The sequence below is a fragment of the Brevundimonas sp. SGAir0440 genome, from assembly GCF_005484585.1.
Taxonomy (GTDB): Bacteria; Pseudomonadota; Alphaproteobacteria; order Caulobacterales; family Caulobacteraceae; genus Brevundimonas.
This window is the reverse complement of record NZ_CP039435.1, coordinates 1,232,191-1,247,856: the sequence shown is the minus strand read 5'-3', so window position 1 is coordinate 1,247,856 and position 15,666 is coordinate 1,232,191. Positions and strand designations below refer to the sequence as shown.

The following is a 15,666-nucleotide window of genomic DNA, read 5'->3' as shown; positions in this document are numbered from 1 at the left end:
GTCAGTAGATCAACTCGTCGTCGGCGCCCTGACCGGCCAGCATGATGTCGCCCTTGGCGGCCAGATCCTTGGCGACTTGGACCATGGCCATCTGAGCGGCGTCCACGTCCTTCAGACGCACCGGACCCATCGACTCCATGTCCTCGCGCATGATCTTGGACGCACGCTCGGACATGTTGGAGAAGAACATCTCGCGCAGACCTTCGGATGCGCCCTTCATCGCCAGACCCAGCGAATCCTTATCCACGGCCCGCAGCAGGGTCTGCACCCCGCCCGGATCCAGCTTGGACAGGTCTTCGAAGACGAACATCAGGGCGCGGATGCGTTCGGCCGACTCGCGATTGCGCTCTTCCAGGGCACCGATGAAGCGGGCCTCGGTCTGCCGGTCAAAGCTGTTGAAGATGTCGGCCATCATCTCGTGGCTGTCGCGCTTGGAGGTGCGCGCCAGGTTCGACATGAATTCGGTGCGCAGCGTCGCCTCGATCTTGTCCAGGATCTCGCGCTGCACCGGCTCCATCCGCAGCATCCGCTGGACGCATTCCAAGGCGAAGTCTTCCGGCAGGCTGGTCAGGACGCGGGCGGCGTGATCCGAGCGCACCTTGGACAGGATGACAGCGACGGTCTGGGGGTATTCGTTTTTCAGATAGTTGGCGAGAACGGCCTCGTTCACATTGCCCAGCTTGTCCCACATGGTGCGACCAGCCGGACCCCGGATCTCTTCCATCAGGCCGTCGACGCGATCCTTGGGCAGGAAGGCGGCCAGCAGCTTTTGCGTCTGCTCGTAGCTGCCCATGACCGAGCCCGAGCCGGACAGGCCCGACACGAACTCGATCATCAGGGCCTCGACCGCCTCGGCGCTGACGTTGCCCAGGGTCGCCATGGCTTGGGAAATTTCCTTGACCTCGTCGTCGTCTAGCCGCTCCCACAGGGCGGTATGCTCTTCGCCCAGCGCCAGCAGGATGACGGCGGCCTTCTCCGGTCCCGACAGCTTGTTGGGATCGTCGATCGAGGCCTTCTTGTTAACCAGCTTCGCCATCAGCCTTCGGCCACCCAGGATCGCAGAATGCCGGCCGCGTCATCGGGATGCGACTGAACGAAGTCGGCGACCTTCTTGACCGACGACGCCTTCACCTGGCCCTCGATGCGGGCGATGTCGATCTTCTGTTCCATCTCGCTGGGCGCCGGCAGCTGGACCAGCTGAGGCTGGCCGTCCGGGCCGATCACCGTGGTCGCCACGGTGGTGACCGGCACGCCGTTGGCGCCCGCCAGCGCCGGCAGATTGCCCCCGCCGCCCGCCGCCGTCTTCAGCAGAGGACGCAGCACGAAGAATATCAGCAGCAGGGCGACGACCGTCAGAATGCCCAGTTCGACGAAACGCATGATGTCGTTTTTGGAGAAGTCCAGCAGCGACGACTTGCCGTCCAGACCGCCCTCGATGCCGGTGTCGTGGTTGAAGCGGACGTTGATGACCTCGATCTTGTCGCCGCGTGCCTCGTCGATGCCGGCGGCGGCCGCGACCAGTGATTTGATCTGGGCGATCTCCTCGGCGGTGCGCGGCGCATAGGTCGGCTCGCCCTTGCCGTCCTTGGCCGGCGTCCACTTGCCGTCGACCGCGACGGCGACGGCCAATTTCTTCACCTCGCCCGGCTCCTTGGTCGTGGTCGTGGTGGTCTTGGAGATTTCGTAGTTGGTCGTCTCGGCGTTTTCCGAGTTGGTCGAACCAGCCGGCGTCGCGCCAGGCGCAGCCCCGCCAGGAATGTTATTCGTCGCGGTCACGCCGCCGTCGGGCTGGGCGCTGTTGTCTGCCGATTGTGAGCCGTTGGTCGTGGTCGAGCGGACGACCTGACCGTCGGGATCGAACTTCTCTTCCTGGGTCGTGGCGCGGCTTTGGTCGATGTCGGCTGTGACCTGCACGCGGGCGGCGCCGGCGCCCACGACGCCTTCAACGATGTCCTTGATGCGCGCTTGAAGCTGGCTCTCGGTATTGCCCTTGGCCTCGGCGGCGGACGCAGAGGTGAAGGTTCCGTCGTCGCTGCCGGCCGCTAGGGTGCGGTTCGTCTGGTCCGCCACGGTGACGCGGTCGGGCTTCAGGTTCGGCACGGACGAGGCCACCAGGTTGCGGATCGCCCGCACCTGATCGCTCGTCAGGTCACGCCCGCCCAGCCCTACCAGAACGGCGGCGGTCGGTTCGCCGGCGGCCGAGGTGAACATCTCGCGGCGCGGCATGGTGATGTGGACGCGGGCGGCCGTGATGCCGCGCATGGACATGATGGTGCGCGACAGTTCGCCCTGCAGGGCGCGCTGTTCGTTCAACTGCTGCTGGAACTCGGTCTGGCCCAGCACCGACTGGCTGTCGAACAGCTCGTAGCCGACCGATCCCGACGTGACCAAACCCTTGCCCGCGACCAGCATCCGCGCCGTGCCGACCTCGTCGCGGTTAACCATGATGGTCGAGCCATCGCCCTTGGAGGAATATTTGATGCCAGCCTGGTCCAGGGCGGCGGTGATCTCGCTGGCTTCGCGCAAATCCAGGTTGGAGTAGAGCAAGGCGTCGGGCGCCTGGCCCATGCGCAGCATGACGGCGACCAGCACGGCCGCCACGCCTGCGGCGACGCCGAGGACCGCAGCCAGACGGCCGATCCCGAACTTCTGCAACGCCGCTGTGAAGCCGCCCACGCGTCCCCGCCCCCTACTCGCGGGAGACACGAACGCCCCGCTAGGCAGAAAATGCCGCCTGGATGGTAAACGTCGCGTTAAGACCCGCTTAAGGGCGCGCCCCGCCCGCCTGAAGCTGCGGCAAGACCGCCGGCGCACCGGACGGCAGAGGGGCTTTCGGGTCTCTCAACCACGAGACGACGTCGCGATAGACGATCTCGGCGTCCAGATCGCGGTTCAGCAGATGCCAGCCGTTGGGATACCAGGCGGTCCGCAGCGTTCCGCCCTCCCGCTCGGCCCGCTCAAGCGCCGCCTTCATCGGCCCCTTCTTCACCACCTCGTCGTGGGCGCCGTACATCAGGATGGCGTCGCCCCGGATGCGGCCCAGGCTGCGCGACGAGGTCTCCATCAGATCGACCAGCCCATAGACCGTGTCGAACCGGGTCGCCAGGATGCTCATCGGATCGCGCCCGTTGCGGATCAGCTCCAACGTATTCGAAGAGGCGTGGATGTCGCGCGTGATGAACTCCGGCGGCTCCAGCGCCACGTCGCCCAGCGCCCGCGCTGCGATGTTCAGCGCCGTGCTGTTCAACGGTCCTTGCGTCGACCAGCCCCAGACGCCGGGCGCCAGCAGGACGATCCGGTCCGCATCCGGCGGATTGTCGGAGCCGAACGCCGCCGCCGTCACCGACCCTCCCATACTCTCGCCCACCACGGCGATGACGGCATGGGGATAGCGGGCGCGCGCCATCGCGGTGATCTCGCGCAGATCATCGGTCATCCGCTGCTGCCCCGCCCATTCGCCCCGCCCCGGCGCCCCGCCGAAGCCACGCTGGTCGTAGGACCAGGTCTCGATCCCCTGCTCGGCCCACCAGGGTCCGGCCAGACGGAAGCTGGCGTCGTGATCGTTCATGCCGTGCAGGGCCACGATCACCGCCCAGGGTGCCCCATCCTTTGGCCCCCAATGCAGATACGGCAGGCGCGCGCCATCCGACATGACCAGGGCGCGATCCTCGACATGGGCGCCGACAAAGCCCGGCGGCGGCGTCAACGGCGGCTGAATGTGGGGTGCGGCGCAGGCGGAGAGAACGAGCGCGGCGGCCAGCGGCATAAGTCTGGAAGCGATCAAGGCCGTGTGTCCCAAGCAGCGCTCACAATATGACCGGCAAGCCCTTCTCGCAGGAGCGAACGGCCGCCGGATTTGCAGAAGTCAGAATGCGCCGAACGCGTTCCCGCAGATAGGGAAGCACCTCCGCCTCGAACCACGGATTCTTTTTCAGCCAGGCCGTATTGCGCCACGACGGATGCGGCAGCACCAGCAAATCCGGCGCATACTCACGCCACGCCCGCACCGTCTCGGTCATGGTCCGTTTGGCCCTGTCGCCCAGAGCCCACGCCTGCGCATAGCCGCCGACCAGCAAGGTCAGCTCCATCTGCGGCAGGGCATCCAGCAACTGCGGTCGCCACAGTTTCGCGCAGCGTGTCGGCGGCGGATAGTCGCCGCCTTTCGGCGCGGTGCCCGGATAGCAGAAGGCCTGAGCCGCCACCCCGATGCGCGGGTCGGCGTAGAAGGTCTCGTAGTCCACGCCCATCCAGTCACGCAGACGATCACCTGAGGGATCGGTGAACGGCAGGCCACTCTCATGGACCCGTCGTCCCGGCGCCTGGCCGCAGATCAGCAGCCGCGTCTCTGGAAAGACCCGCACCACCGGGCGCGGGGTGTGCGGAAAGACGCCCGCGCAGGCGCGACAGGCGCGGATGTCGTTCAGGATATCCTGGAGATCAGTCGTCATCGCCCTCGGCGACCGGCGGACGGCGGCTCAACGCCAGGGCCGTTTCTTCCTCGGTCGCCTGGCGCAGGCGCGTGACGCCGCGGAAATTGTCCGGATCGACCGCCTTGCCCTTCTTGGTGATGGTCAGCTTGCCCTGGCGCATCAGGCCCAGAGCGGTGGCGCGAACCTTGGGCAGCATGCGCTGCCACTGCTCGGGCTGTAGCTCTTTGGCCACTTCCGCCGGCTCAATGCTCTTGCCGGGCTCAAGCGCGGCGATTTTGTTCAGGATTGCGGTTTCGATCGGGTCGCTCATTGCGCCTATATGCTGCAACGCACGCCCATAAGTAAGGCCGAGTCTGCATGCCCAAGAAAATCACCATCACCGAAGGCGAGTTCGCCGGCTGGCAGACCTATGATCTGCACGACACCTTCGACACGGTGGTCGGCCCCTTTTACGGCAAGCCAGACCCCGATGGACATATGCGCTGCGCCTTCCGCGCCGAGCAGAAGCATATGAACGCAGGCGGGCGGATGCATGGCGGCTGCCTGATGACCTTCGCCGACATCGCCATGTTCCAGATCGCTTATCAGGAGATGGAGGGCGCCTCGGGCGTCACGGTCCAACTGGACTCCACCTTCATCGACGGGGGCTATGTCGGCGAACTGATCGAGGCCACCGGCCAGGTCACCAAGGCGGGCAAGAGCCTGATCTTCGTGCGAGGTCAGATCAATACCGGCGAGCGCCTGCTGATGACCTTCTCCGGCGTCATCCGCAAATTCACGCCGCGCTGATCGTGTCCTAGCCGAAGACGACGCTGGGCATGGCGCCGACGATGGCCGCGGTCATCAGTGTGGCCAGGAAACCGGCAAACAGGCCCTTCCAGACCATGCCCAGCACCTCTTCGCGGCGTTCGGGCATCAGGACCGACAGGCCGGTGACGGTGATGCCGACCGAGCCGATATTGGCGAAGCCGCACAGGGCGTAGGTCATCAGCATGCGCGTACGCTCGGTCATCTCGGCGGCCGGCACCTTGCCCAGGTCGATGAAGGCGACGAACTCGGTCAGGGTCAGTTTGACGCCCAGCAGCCAGCCGGCGACGTCGGCGTCCTTCCACTCGACCCCGATCAGCCAGGCCACCGGCGCGAAAATCCAGCCCAGCATCCGCTCGACGGTCAGGGGCGCATCGAACACGACGAACCCGCCCAGCATGACGTTGACCAGGGCGACCAGGGCCACGAACACGATCAGCACGGCCGAGATGTTCAGCACGACCATCAGGCCGTCGGACGTGCCCTTGACGATGGCGTCGATGGCGCTGTCGTATTTCAGGGCCGAGTCATAGTCGGCGACCGCGCCGCCCATCCCTTCTTTCTCGGGGATGATGATCCGCGCCAGCAGCACGCCGGCCGGCGCCGACACGATCGACGCCACCAGCACGTGGCCCGCCGCATTGGGCAGCACCGGCGACAGGATCGTCGCATAGGCCACCATGGTCGAACCGGCGACCGTCGCCAGGCCCACCACCATCATCAGGAAGATCTCGGACCGCGTCAGCTTGTCCAGATAGGCGCGGATCACGATCGGGCTTTCAATCATGCCCAAGAAGATATTGGCCGCGACCGCCAGGGCCGAGGCGCCGCCCAGACCCATCGTCTTCTGAAACAGGAAGCCGAAGCCCAGGGTGATCCACTTCAGAATCTTCCAGTGCCAAAGCAGGGCCGACAGGGCGGAAATCACCAGGATCAGCGGCAGAACCTGGAAGGCGAAGGTGAACAGCGCGCCCTGGTTCGAGACCGTATAGGGTTGGTCCCCGCCCGCCAGATAGCCGAAGACGAACTTGGTCCCCTCGGTCGTGGCGACCGCCAGACCATCCACCGCACCCGTCACCGCCGCCAGCACCGCCTGCGAGCCCGGAATGGCGAACAGGGCCAGCACCAGCCCGGCCTGCACCAGGATCGCGCCGATCGTCAGCCGCCAGGGAAAGGCCTTGCGGTTCTCCGAGATCGCCCAGCAGACCGCGACGATGACGACCAGACCCAAAAGGCTCTGGAGGTTCAGGAGGCTGAACATGAAAAACGATCCCCGCATCCGGCGCGTCTGCCGGTCTCTATTCGCTTCAAGGACAAAGTGACGCGGCTGGCAAGCGAAACGAAAAAGGGCGGCCCCTTAAGGGACCGCCCCCATCCTGTCGTCGCGCCTCGGCTTACAGTTGGCCGCGCACCAGCTTGCCGTAGTGATCCATCAGGTCCAGCGACAGGGCGCCGGGGGTAAAGCGGTATTCGCCCACCTCGGCGACCGGGGTCACCTCGACGGCCGTGCCGGTCAGGAAGCATTCGGTGAAGTCCGACAGTTCTTCCGGCTTGATCTCGCGCACCACCACCTCGATGCCCTTTTCGCGAGCGATCTCGATCACGGTCTGGCGGGTGATGCCGTCCAGAATGTGCTCGACATTCGGCGTGTGGATGACGCCGTCCTTGACGAAGAAGACGTTGGCGCCGGTCGCCTCGGCGACATAGCCGCGCCAGTCCAGCATCAAGGCGTCGGCGAAACCGCGACGCTCGGCGGCGTTCTTGGACATGGTGCAGATCATATACAGACCCGCCGCCTTGGCCGTCGTCGGGGCCGTCGCCGGATCGGGACGACGCCACTTGGACCACTCCAGACGCAGGCCGCGCGCCTTGACCTCGGGGTCGAAATAGCTGGGCCAGTCCCAGACGGCGATCGCCAGATGGACCTTGTTGTTCAGGGCCGAAACGCTGGTCTGCTCCGGGCCGAGGTAGGCGACGGGACGCACATAGCAGTCCGTCAGACCGTTCTTGGCGCAGGTTTCCTTACAGAAGGCGTCGATTTCAGCGACGCTGTAGGGTATCTCGAAATCGAGCAGGTTGGCGGACCGCTTCAGGCGCTCGGAATGTTGCGTCAGCTTGAAGATTTCGCCGCCGTACATACGCTCACCCTCAAAGACCGACGAGCCATAGTGAAGGGCATGGGTCAGAACGTGCGTTTTCGCTTCCCTCCAAGGGACGAAATCGCCATTCACCCAGATGAAGCCGTCACGATCGTCGAAAGGAACGAAGGCCATTGAAATACGTCTCCCGCGAAACTGACGGTCTTAGAGCCGCACGAATCGCTCAGGTCAACGCCGCAAGCGGGGGAAACGTCGCATGAGCATGACGGAATCGCGTTCGCACGGCCGCTCAGGCCCCATCGCCGGCCCCGGCGTCGGCCGCCATCTGCTGATTGTCGACGACGACGATCGCATCCGCGAACTGCTGAAGGAATTTCTGGCGCGCGAAGGCTATCGCGTGACCGGCGCCGCGCACGCGGCCGCCGCCAAGCGGATGATGGAGCTGATCGAGTTCGATCTGGTCGTGCTGGATGTCATGATGCCGGGCGAAAGCGGCCTGGACCTGACCAGCTGGGTCCGCAACAAGGCCGAGCTGTCCAAGACGCCGGTGCTTCTGCTGACCGCGCGCGGAGACGCCGAGGACCGGATCGAGGGTCTGTCGCGCGGCGCCGATGACTATATGTCCAAGCCCTTCGAGCCGCGCGAACTGGTGCTGCGTATCGACGCCATCCTGCGCCGCACCGGCGGCAAGCCGATCGGGCCCAAGGAGATCAAGTTGGGGACCGCCGTCTTCGACATGGAACGGCTGGAGTTGAGCCGTGACGGCGCGCCCCAGCGCCTGACCGAGGCCGAAGCTCAGTTGCTCAAGACCCTGGCGCTCCACGCCCATGCCCCGGTCGAGCGGATGAGCCTGTCGCCCGACACCGCCGATATCACCGGCCGCGCCGTGGACGTTCAGGTGACGCGCCTGCGCCGCAAGCTGGAGGTCGATCCCAAGAATCCGCGCTATCTCCAGACGGTGCGCGGCGTCGGCTATATGCTGGCCCCCGACTGAACCGATGCGGCTTCTGCCCGCCTATCTGTGGCCGCGTTTCCTGAAGCGGCGTCTGCCGACCTCGCTGTGGGGCCGGTCACTGCTGATCATCGTCCTGCCGGTGCTGGTCATGCAGATGGCGGTGACCTGGGTCTTCTTCGACGCCCACTGGCAGACGGTGACCGCACGCCTTTCCGAAGGCCTGGCCGGCGACATCGCCTGGGCTGTCGAGAGCTATGAGGACGACCCCAGCCCGGCGAACCTGGACAAGCTGGCCAATCGCGCCGAGCGGTCGATGTCCCTGTCCATCGTGCTTCAGGATGGGCGCACCCTTCCGACGGAAGAACGCCGCGGCGCCATCGGCGTGGTGGACCGGGTGCTGGACAAGGCCCTGGATGCGCGTCTGGACCGCCCCTACTGGTTCGACACCACCCGCTATCCCGCCTACGTCGACATCCAGGTCCAAGAGCCGCAAGGGGTGCTGCGCATCATCGCCCCGCGCGAGCGCGCGGTGGCGACCCAGGCCCATATCTTCGTCCTGTGGCTGGCGGTGGCGACCGTCCTGTTGATGGGCGTGGCCATCCTGTTCATCCGCAATCAGGTCCGCGCCATCGAGCGTCTGGCCGACGCAGCAGAGGCCTTCGGGCGCGGCGAAACCGTGCCCCGGTTCAAGCCGCATGGCGCGCGCGAGGTCCGCGCCGCCGCCGTCGCCTTCATGGCCATGCGCGACCGCATTCAGCGCCACATCGATCAACGCACCGCCCTGCTCGCCTCGGTCAGCCACGACCTGCGCACCCCCTTGACCCGTCTGCGTCTCGAACTGGCTCTGGCTCCACCGTTCAAGCGCCAGTCCGCCATGCGGGGCGACCTGGACGAGATGGAACATATGATCGACGAATACCTCGACTTCGCCCGTGGCGAGGCGGGCGAACCGCCGAAGCCTGTCTCGATCTCCGACCTGCTGAAGGCGGCCGGCGAAGATGCGAAACGCGCCGGCGCCGAGGTCGAGGTGGTGGTCGCCGAGGGCCTGACCGCCTCGGTTCGCCCCCTCGCCTTCAAGCGCGCCCTGGTGAACCTGGCCGGCAATGCCGCATCCCACGGCGAGCACGTGCGCCTGTCGGGCCGCGCCTTGGCGTCAGGCGGGCTGGAGATCATCGTCGAGGACGACGGACCCGGCATTCCCGAAGCCATGTATGACGAGGCCTTCCGGCCCTTCTCGCGCCTGGACGAGTCCCGCAATCAGAACCGCAAGGGCGTCGGTCTGGGCCTCGCCATCGCGCGCGATGTGGCGCGCGGCCACGGCGGCGACGTCACCCTGGATCGCAGCGAACTGGGCGGGTTGAAAGCGACGATCCGCATCCCCGGCGCGGTCACCGTCGCCGAGTCCGCCTAAGGCTTTGAACCTTTCGTCAGCAGGGTCTGGCGAAACGACGCTGCAAGGGTCATCTTGAAGGCGACAGGGCTTGGAGATGATTTCGATGCGTAAACTCGCCTTCTTTGCACCGCTGGCCGCGACCGTCGCCGTCGCCGCCATGGCTCAGGCTCAAGCGCCGACGGTGAACGTCACGGTCGGGCCGCAGCTTCAGCGCGAGGTCGAAAAGCTCGGCGACCGCGAGGTCAACGAACAGATCGCCGGCCTTCAGGCCGAGGTCGGCAAGGCCTTGGCCCAGCGTTATCCGGGCGCGACCGCCAATCTGGTGTTGGTCGATCTGAAGCCCAACCGGCCGACGTTCGAACAGGTCCGTCAGACGCCCGGCCTCGACCCGATCCGCAGCGTGTCGGTCGGCGGCGCGGCCATCAAGGGTGAGATCGTGATGGCGGACGGCGTGACGCGGCCCGTGGACTATTCCTACTTCACGCCCAGCATCAACGACGTCTGGGGCTACAGCGTCTGGCGTGACGCCAACCGCGCGTTCGAGCGTTTCGGCGATCAGATCGAGCGCGGACGCTTCTAGGCGCCCATCTCGCGGTTGCGTCTGACCGCCGCCGCGACCGTCTCGTCCAGCATCGCCGTCAGGCGGCCGTCCTTCGCCATGGCGTCAAGCCCGGCGCGGGTCGAGCCCCCCGGCGAGGCGATGCGCCCGATCAGGGCTTCCAGCGCGTCGTCACCCATGGAGTCGGCTGCGGACCTCAGCGTCGCGCGCGCCAGCACATCCGCTGTCGCTGCATCCAGACCCGCCGTCTCCCCGGCCCGGGCCAGCGCTTCGGTAAAGGCGTAGAAATAGGCCGCGCCCGAGCCGGCCACCGCCGTCGCCGCATCCATCAGCGCCTCGTCGGCCAGCACGACCGTCTCGGCCATCGGTTCGAACAACGCCCGCCCAATGCCCTCGGCGCGCGGGTCCGCCGACCAGACCGAGGCCACGCCGCGCCCACGCGACACGCCGGTCGTCGGCATCACCCGCACGATGGGCCAGCCTCCCAGGCCTTCCGCTAGGGTCGGCGCCGTCACGCCCGCCATGACCGACAGGATGACGGCTCGATCGTTCAGGAACGGCGCCAGCGGAGCCATCACGTCACGCCACATGGCCGGTTTCACCGCCAGAACGATCACCCCCGCCTCAGTCAGGACCTCCAGCGGCGGATTGATCCGCGCGCCCTTGGCCCGCGCCGTTTCGGCAGCCGGCTTTTCCGACGGGCTGAGAATGATCAGGTCGGGCGCCGCCACCGTCTCGGTCAGCAGCCAGCCTTCCAGAATGGCGGAGCCCAGCCGGCCGCAGCCGACCAGAACGACGGGACCCGGCACAGATGCCGCGCTTGGCATCAGGCGGTGCCGACGGTCTCGAACAGGCAGGCGTCGATCGCCTCCTGCGGCTTCTTGTTCCCGCGCACCATGAAGTCGAAGGCGGGATAGTAGCGATCCGAAGCCTCGATGGCCGCGTCGATCATCGACGCCGCCTGGGCCAAGGTCGGGCGCTCGCCCATCGGCAAGGCCAGCGAATGGCGGAAGACGATCTCGCCGTCCTCGGCCCAGACCTCGAAATGGCCCATCCAGGTGCGCTGGTTGATCAGGCCGACCAGTTCATAGGCGGCCGTCTTGCGGCTCTTGGCCACCTTCAAATCCAGCGCGCAGCACAGCTGAAGACAGTCGCCCTCGGGACGCCAGGCGAACCACAGCTCATAGTCCTTCCAGTCGCCGGCCAGCGCAAAGGCAAGGTCGCCGTCGTCGGTGCGGTCGAAGGGAAGGTTCTCGGCCGTGAGCACATGCTCGACGACCTCAAGCGGGTCGAAGGGCACGTCCACTTCCTCGGGCCGGGCGATGTCCATCAAGTGTCTTTCACGCTGCGTCCGCGAGAATCGCGGGCGTTAACAGAACGGTAAGCCTGTTCGCAGATTCGGCTCAACCGGCTGCGTCCCCGGGTTGAGTTCCATCTGTGGACGTTCCCTTCCCGGGCTTTGCAGCCGGTTTTTGGGCGACCTTCAGCTCTGCGATCTCGGCCCGCAATGCGGCGATCTCGTCCTTCAGAACGTCGAATTCGTCGCGACGGACCAGGTCCATTTCGGCGGCGATCCGGTCGGCCTGGGCGCGCCAGGCGGTCTTGGCCTCTTCGCCTGCGGCCTGGGCCAGGCCCATGGCGCCGGTCGTCAGCTTGGCGAACTCGTCCAGAATGGGATTGCGGGTCTGCATGGCGGCTCCGACCTCAACGTCGTTAACGAAGGTTCACCGACTATGGTGAACGAAACCTTTCTTTCTGCTGCTTCGCGGGCGCCATCAAGGCGTCGTGATGCGTCTTCACAGGCGACGACGGCGGCGACGCTTGCTAAACCGCTGTCAAAGACAGTCCCGCACAGGAACGCCCCTTGCCCTTTCCCGAATTCGATCCGGTCCTGATCCACCTCGGACCGCTTCCGATCCGCTGGTACGCCCTGGCCTATGTCGCCGGCATCGTTCTGGGCTGGTGGTACGCCGCGCGCCTGGCCAAGACCCAGCGGCTGTGGGCGCCGGGCAAGCCGCCCGTCACCACGACGCAACTGGACGACCTGGTGCTGTGGATCGTGCTGGGCATCATCCTGGGCGGTCGCCTCGGCTATGCCCTCTTCTACAAGCCGGCCATGTATGGCCAACTGTTCACCGGCAAGACGCTGGGCGAGCGGTTTGAACTGTTCCAGCTTTGGACCGGCGGCATGAGCTTCCACGGCGGCTTCCTTGGCGTCTGCCTGGCCATCGTCCTTTATGCCCGGTCGCAGAAGATCGACATGCTGCGCCTTGGTGATCTGGTGGCGCCCGTCGTGCCGATCGGCCTGATGTTCGGCCGCCTGGCCAACTTCATCAATGGCGAGCTGTGGGGCCGCGAGACGACCGTCCCCTGGGCCGTGCGCTTCTGCAATGCCCGCATCGAACAGATGTACGGCTTCTGCCCCGCCGGCGATGCGCCCCGCCACCCCAGCCAGCTCTATGAGGCGGGTCTTGAGGGGATCGTCCTCTTCTCCGTCCTTTCCGTTGCGATCTGGAAGTTCGGCCTGCTGAAGAAGCCCGGCTATATCACCGGCCTGTTCCTGGTGGGCTATGGCGTCTGCCGTGCGGCGCTGGAGAATGTGCGCGAGCCGGATATCGGCATGCCGGATTTCCCGTTCGGCCTGACCATGGGAATGATGCTGTCAATCCCGATGATCCTGGTCGGCGCCTGGCTGATCTGGCGGGCGTGGAAGCGTCCGCCAGCTGCTGCTGAGGCATGAGCGAGGCCGAAACCCTGAAGGCCCGTCTGGCGCGCGAGATCGCCCTGACGGGTCCGATGACGGTCGCCGACTACGTCACCCGCTGCCTGCACGATCCCAAGGGCGGCTACTATGCGTCGCGTCCGGATTTGGGCGCGCGCGGTGACTTCATCACCGCCCCCCTGGTCAGCCAGATGTTCGGCGAACTGATCGGCCTGTGGGCGGTCGAAACCTGGAACCGGCTGGGCGCGCCCGAGCGGTTCCGCCTGGTCGAGGTCGGCCCCGGCGACGGCACGTTGATGAGCGACGCGTTACGCGCCGCCCGCCTGGTCCCGGGCTTTCTTGAAGCCTGCGATCTGATCCTGATCGAACCCAGCGCCCCCTTGCGCGATCTCCAGGCCAAGGCCCTGGCCGGCGCCGACCTGTCGCCGCGCTGGGTCCGCAGCCTGACGGCGATCGAGACCGACGCCCCGGTCATCTTGATCGCCAACGAAGTGCTGGACTGCATGCCCGCGCGCCAGTTCGTCCGCACCGACGGCGGCTGGGCCGAGCGCCGCGTCGGCGTCACAGACGATGGCGACCTGATGTTCGGCCTGACCGCCATGTCCGGCGGTTTTCAGAAGCCAGACTTCGAAATCGCGCCGGGCGGCATTCTGGAAATTTCGGACCAGCAGGCGGTCTTCGGCCGCGACCTCGGCCTGTTGATGAAGGCCGCCTCGGGCGCCGCCCTGCTGATCGACTATGGCCGCGCCCGGCCCGAGGCCGGAGACACGCTCCAGGCCCTGCGTCGTCACCAGAAGGTGGATCCCCTCGCCACGCCCGGCGAAGCCGACCTGACCCAATGGGCCGACTTCCCCCTAGTGCTGGAAGCGGCCGTCCGCACGGGCGCTGACGTCACCGGCAGCCTGCCCCAGGGCGAGTTTCTGCGCCGCCTAGGCATCGAGGCCCGCGCCGAGGCGCTGAAAGCCGGCCGGCCTGCCGCCTCCGGCGTCATCGACCGCCAGCTGGACCGGCTGACTGGCGACGACCAGATGGGCGCCCTGTTCAAGGCCGCCGCCATCTTCGCCCCCCGATCCCTGGTCGTGCCCGGCTGGGACGCCTGATATAGGTGGGGGCATGAGCGATCTCGCCCCCATCACCCACCCGCTTCTGACCGCCGCCGGCATCGCCCACGGCTTCTTCACCCGCGCGGGCGGCGTCTCGACCGGCCTCTATGAAGGGTTGAACGCTGGCGTCGGCTCCAAGGACGACCCGGCCGCCGTCGCCGAAAACCGCCGGCGTGTCGCGGGCCATTTCAACGCCGACCCGGACCAGCTGAACGGCTGTTACCAGATCCATTCCGCCGTGGCGCGTGTGGCCGAAGGTCCCTGGCATGGCGATCGTCCGGAGGGCGACGCCGTCGTCTCGGCCGAGCCGGGCCTGCTGTGTTCCATCCTGACCGCCGACTGCGCGCCGATCCTGATGGCCGATCCCGAGACCCGTATCGTCGCCGCCGTCCACGCCGGCTGGAAGGGCGCGCTGGGCGGCGTCATCCACTCCGCCGTTTCCGCCATGCAGGCCCTGGGCGCCGAACCTCGGCGGGTGGTCGCCGTCGTCGGCCCCTGCATCGCGCCCGCCAGCTATGAGGTCGGCGTCGATTTCGAAGGTCGCTTTACACACCATGATCCTGGCAGCGACCGCTTCTTCCACCCCGGAGAAACCGACGACAAACGCCAGTTCGACCTGCCTGGCTTCGTACTGTGGCGGCTGCAGCAGGCGGGGGTCGGTCAGGCCGTCTGGACCGGCCACGACACCTGCGCGGACGCAGAGCGGTTCTATTCGAACCGCCGCGCCTTCCAGCACGGCGAGCCGGACTTCGGTCGATTGATCAGCGTGATTGGAGTTTAAAGCGACAGGTCGAGCCGACGGGTTGTTCTCTCATAAAGGGCGTCTGCCGCCACCATAGCTTCGTCTGCGATTGGAGGGGTGCTCCCCGCAAACTGAACGCCGTGTTCTAGTTCTTGCTGAATGAACTCAATAAGGACGGACGGCGCCTGTCCTCGCCCCATCTCTCTAGTGCTGGCTTTCAACTCCACCAGCTCCGTCAGCTGGGCGCGCAACGCACGTGGCGTCTCCGCCTCATCCACCAAGACAGAAAGGCTCATGGGGGCGACGGCTGAACCAGCATGGAGACGCAGCCAACGTAACGCCATCGCCGGACGCAACGCATAGAACAGCTTCTTCAGTGGAATGGTGCCGTCGTTCTCCAGATGCACATCAAGCTGTCGTCTTCCGAGGTGAAGGTAATGGGTGACTATGCGGCCGCGATCGAGCCAGGTATTGGCGAATGACAGCATTTCATCACGGAATATGATGTCTCCGCTGTAGACAATCGGGGAATTCAACCATTCGACAACGACCGCATTGCCTTTAAGCAGCAGTCGGAGGGCCTTCGAAAGGTCCCAGCCATTGACATCCATGTCGCCCACCAGCGGCATCTCGATCACGTCACGTTTCGGCCAGATCGACAACGACTGCGCGGCGGGGCGGACATAGATGAAGCGACAATCGTAATCGCTGTCCGGTGAGGGAAATCCCCACGCACGGCTGCCGCTCTCGATCGCCAGCGGAATATGGACCTGATGGTCAATCCGAACTTGCCGCAGCAGTGCATCGACCTGCGTCACAGCCTCTGGCGACATCGTCGGATCAAGATTGCGCATTC

Annotated in this window: 18 protein-coding genes; 7 read left to right on the top strand and 11 right to left on the bottom strand. The window is 66.1% G+C overall.

Translation table 11 applies throughout. The features are described from left to right. Position 1 precedes the first annotated feature (1 nt). The 5 genes from fliG to E7T10_RS05995 all read right to left on the bottom strand — a co-directional run bounded on the left by fliG (position 2) and on the right by E7T10_RS05995 (position 4,740). A complete protein-coding gene (gene fliG / locus E7T10_RS06015; RefSeq protein WP_039246914.1) occupies positions 2-1,036 on the bottom strand; it encodes a flagellar motor switch protein FliG in 1,035 nt (344 codons plus the stop codon). Continuing rightward, a complete protein-coding gene (gene fliF, locus E7T10_RS06010) occupies positions 1,036-2,676 on the bottom strand; it encodes a flagellar basal-body MS-ring/collar protein FliF (RefSeq protein WP_137721103.1) in 1,641 nt (546 codons plus the stop codon). The genes fliG and fliF overlap by 1 nt, the downstream gene beginning before the upstream one ends. A gap of 88 nt (positions 2,677-2,764) precedes the next feature. Beyond that, positions 2,765-3,784 carry an alpha/beta fold hydrolase gene (locus E7T10_RS06005; RefSeq protein WP_246846123.1) on the bottom strand — a complete coding sequence of 340 codons (1,020 nt, stop codon included), beginning with the start codon at positions 3,782-3,784 and terminating at the stop codon, positions 2,765-2,767. 22 nt (positions 3,785-3,806) lie between these two features. Further along, complete coding sequence (locus E7T10_RS06000) at positions 3,807-4,448, bottom strand: uracil-DNA glycosylase family protein (RefSeq protein ID WP_137721102.1); 642 nt, start codon at positions 4,446-4,448, stop codon at positions 3,807-3,809. Continuing rightward, positions 4,438-4,740 carry a DUF3253 domain-containing protein gene (locus tag E7T10_RS05995; protein WP_137721101.1) on the bottom strand — a complete coding sequence of 101 codons (303 nt, stop codon included), beginning with the start codon at positions 4,738-4,740 and terminating at the stop codon, positions 4,438-4,440. The genes E7T10_RS06000 and E7T10_RS05995 overlap by 11 nt, the downstream gene beginning before the upstream one ends. A 47-nt stretch (positions 4,741-4,787) precedes the next feature. On the opposite strand from E7T10_RS05995, the gene E7T10_RS05990 reads away from it, so the two are divergent. Continuing rightward, positions 4,788-5,219 carry a PaaI family thioesterase gene (locus E7T10_RS05990; protein ID WP_039246907.1) on the top strand — a complete coding sequence of 144 codons (432 nt, stop codon included), beginning with the start codon at positions 4,788-4,790 and terminating at the stop codon, positions 5,217-5,219. 7 nt (positions 5,220-5,226) lie between these two features. On the opposite strand, the gene E7T10_RS05985 is transcribed toward E7T10_RS05990, so the two are convergent. Beyond that, positions 5,227-6,498 (bottom strand): NupC/NupG family nucleoside CNT transporter, encoded by a 1,272-nt coding sequence (locus tag E7T10_RS05985; RefSeq protein WP_039247069.1) that lies wholly within the window; start codon positions 6,496-6,498, stop codon positions 5,227-5,229. A 133-nt stretch (positions 6,499-6,631) separates the two neighbouring features. Continuing rightward, a complete protein-coding gene (locus tag E7T10_RS05980) occupies positions 6,632-7,510 on the bottom strand; it encodes a branched-chain amino acid aminotransferase (protein WP_045810405.1) in 879 nt (292 codons plus the stop codon). An 88-nt stretch (positions 7,511-7,598) separates the two neighbouring features. On the opposite strand from E7T10_RS05980, the gene E7T10_RS05975 reads away from it, so the two are divergent. The 3 genes from E7T10_RS05975 (at position 7,599) to E7T10_RS05965 (ending at position 10,264) form a co-directional block, all read left to right on the top strand. Then, positions 7,599-8,330 (top strand): response regulator, encoded by a 732-nt coding sequence (locus tag E7T10_RS05975; RefSeq protein WP_369796268.1) that lies wholly within the window; start codon positions 7,599-7,601, stop codon positions 8,328-8,330. A gap of 4 nt (positions 8,331-8,334) precedes the next feature. Further along, on the top strand, positions 8,335-9,702 hold the full coding sequence (locus tag E7T10_RS05970; RefSeq protein ID WP_066626393.1) for an ATP-binding protein: 1,368 nt from the start codon (positions 8,335-8,337) through the stop codon (positions 9,700-9,702). A gap of 85 nt (positions 9,703-9,787) precedes the next feature. Continuing rightward, on the top strand, positions 9,788-10,264 hold the full coding sequence (locus tag E7T10_RS05965; protein WP_210416166.1) for a hypothetical protein: 477 nt from the start codon (positions 9,788-9,790) through the stop codon (positions 10,262-10,264). Here E7T10_RS05965 and E7T10_RS05960 read toward each other — a convergent pair. The 3 genes from E7T10_RS05960 to E7T10_RS05950 all read right to left on the bottom strand — a co-directional run bounded on the left by E7T10_RS05960 (position 10,261) and on the right by E7T10_RS05950 (position 11,934). Continuing rightward, a complete protein-coding gene (locus tag E7T10_RS05960; RefSeq protein WP_246846122.1) occupies positions 10,261-11,052 on the bottom strand; it encodes a pyrroline-5-carboxylate reductase in 792 nt (263 codons plus the stop codon). The genes E7T10_RS05965 and E7T10_RS05960 overlap by 4 nt on opposite strands. A 17-nt stretch (positions 11,053-11,069) precedes the next feature. Then, on the bottom strand, positions 11,070-11,573 hold the full coding sequence (locus tag E7T10_RS05955; protein ID WP_017504503.1) for a YbjN domain-containing protein: 504 nt from the start codon (positions 11,571-11,573) through the stop codon (positions 11,070-11,072). Between the two features lie 73 nt (positions 11,574-11,646). Further along, positions 11,647-11,934: an accessory factor UbiK family protein gene (locus tag E7T10_RS05950; RefSeq protein WP_137721099.1), complete on the bottom strand. Its 288-nt coding sequence runs from the start codon at positions 11,932-11,934 to the stop codon at positions 11,647-11,649. Between the two features lie 173 nt (positions 11,935-12,107). Between E7T10_RS05950 and lgt the strand changes: the two genes are divergently transcribed. The 3 genes from lgt to pgeF are packed head-to-tail and all read left to right on the top strand — an operon-like array spanning position 12,108 to position 14,849. Further along, positions 12,108-12,983 carry a prolipoprotein diacylglyceryl transferase gene (gene lgt / locus E7T10_RS05945; RefSeq protein WP_137721098.1) on the top strand — a complete coding sequence of 292 codons (876 nt, stop codon included), beginning with the start codon at positions 12,108-12,110 and terminating at the stop codon, positions 12,981-12,983. Then, positions 12,980-14,065, top strand: coding sequence for a class I SAM-dependent methyltransferase (locus E7T10_RS05940; RefSeq protein ID WP_137721097.1), 1,086 nt, complete (start codon positions 12,980-12,982; stop codon positions 14,063-14,065). Before lgt ends, E7T10_RS05940 begins: the two co-directional genes overlap by 4 nt. A 13-nt stretch (positions 14,066-14,078) precedes the next feature. Next, a complete protein-coding gene (gene pgeF, locus E7T10_RS05935; RefSeq protein ID WP_137721096.1) occupies positions 14,079-14,849 on the top strand; it encodes a peptidoglycan editing factor PgeF in 771 nt (256 codons plus the stop codon). On the opposite strand, the gene E7T10_RS05930 is transcribed toward pgeF, so the two are convergent. After that, positions 14,846-15,664, bottom strand: coding sequence for a nucleotidyltransferase domain-containing protein (locus E7T10_RS05930; protein ID WP_210416165.1), 819 nt, complete (start codon positions 15,662-15,664; stop codon positions 14,846-14,848). The two genes, pgeF and E7T10_RS05930, sit on opposite strands and share 4 nt — an antisense overlap. Positions 15,665-15,666 lie beyond the last annotated feature (2 nt).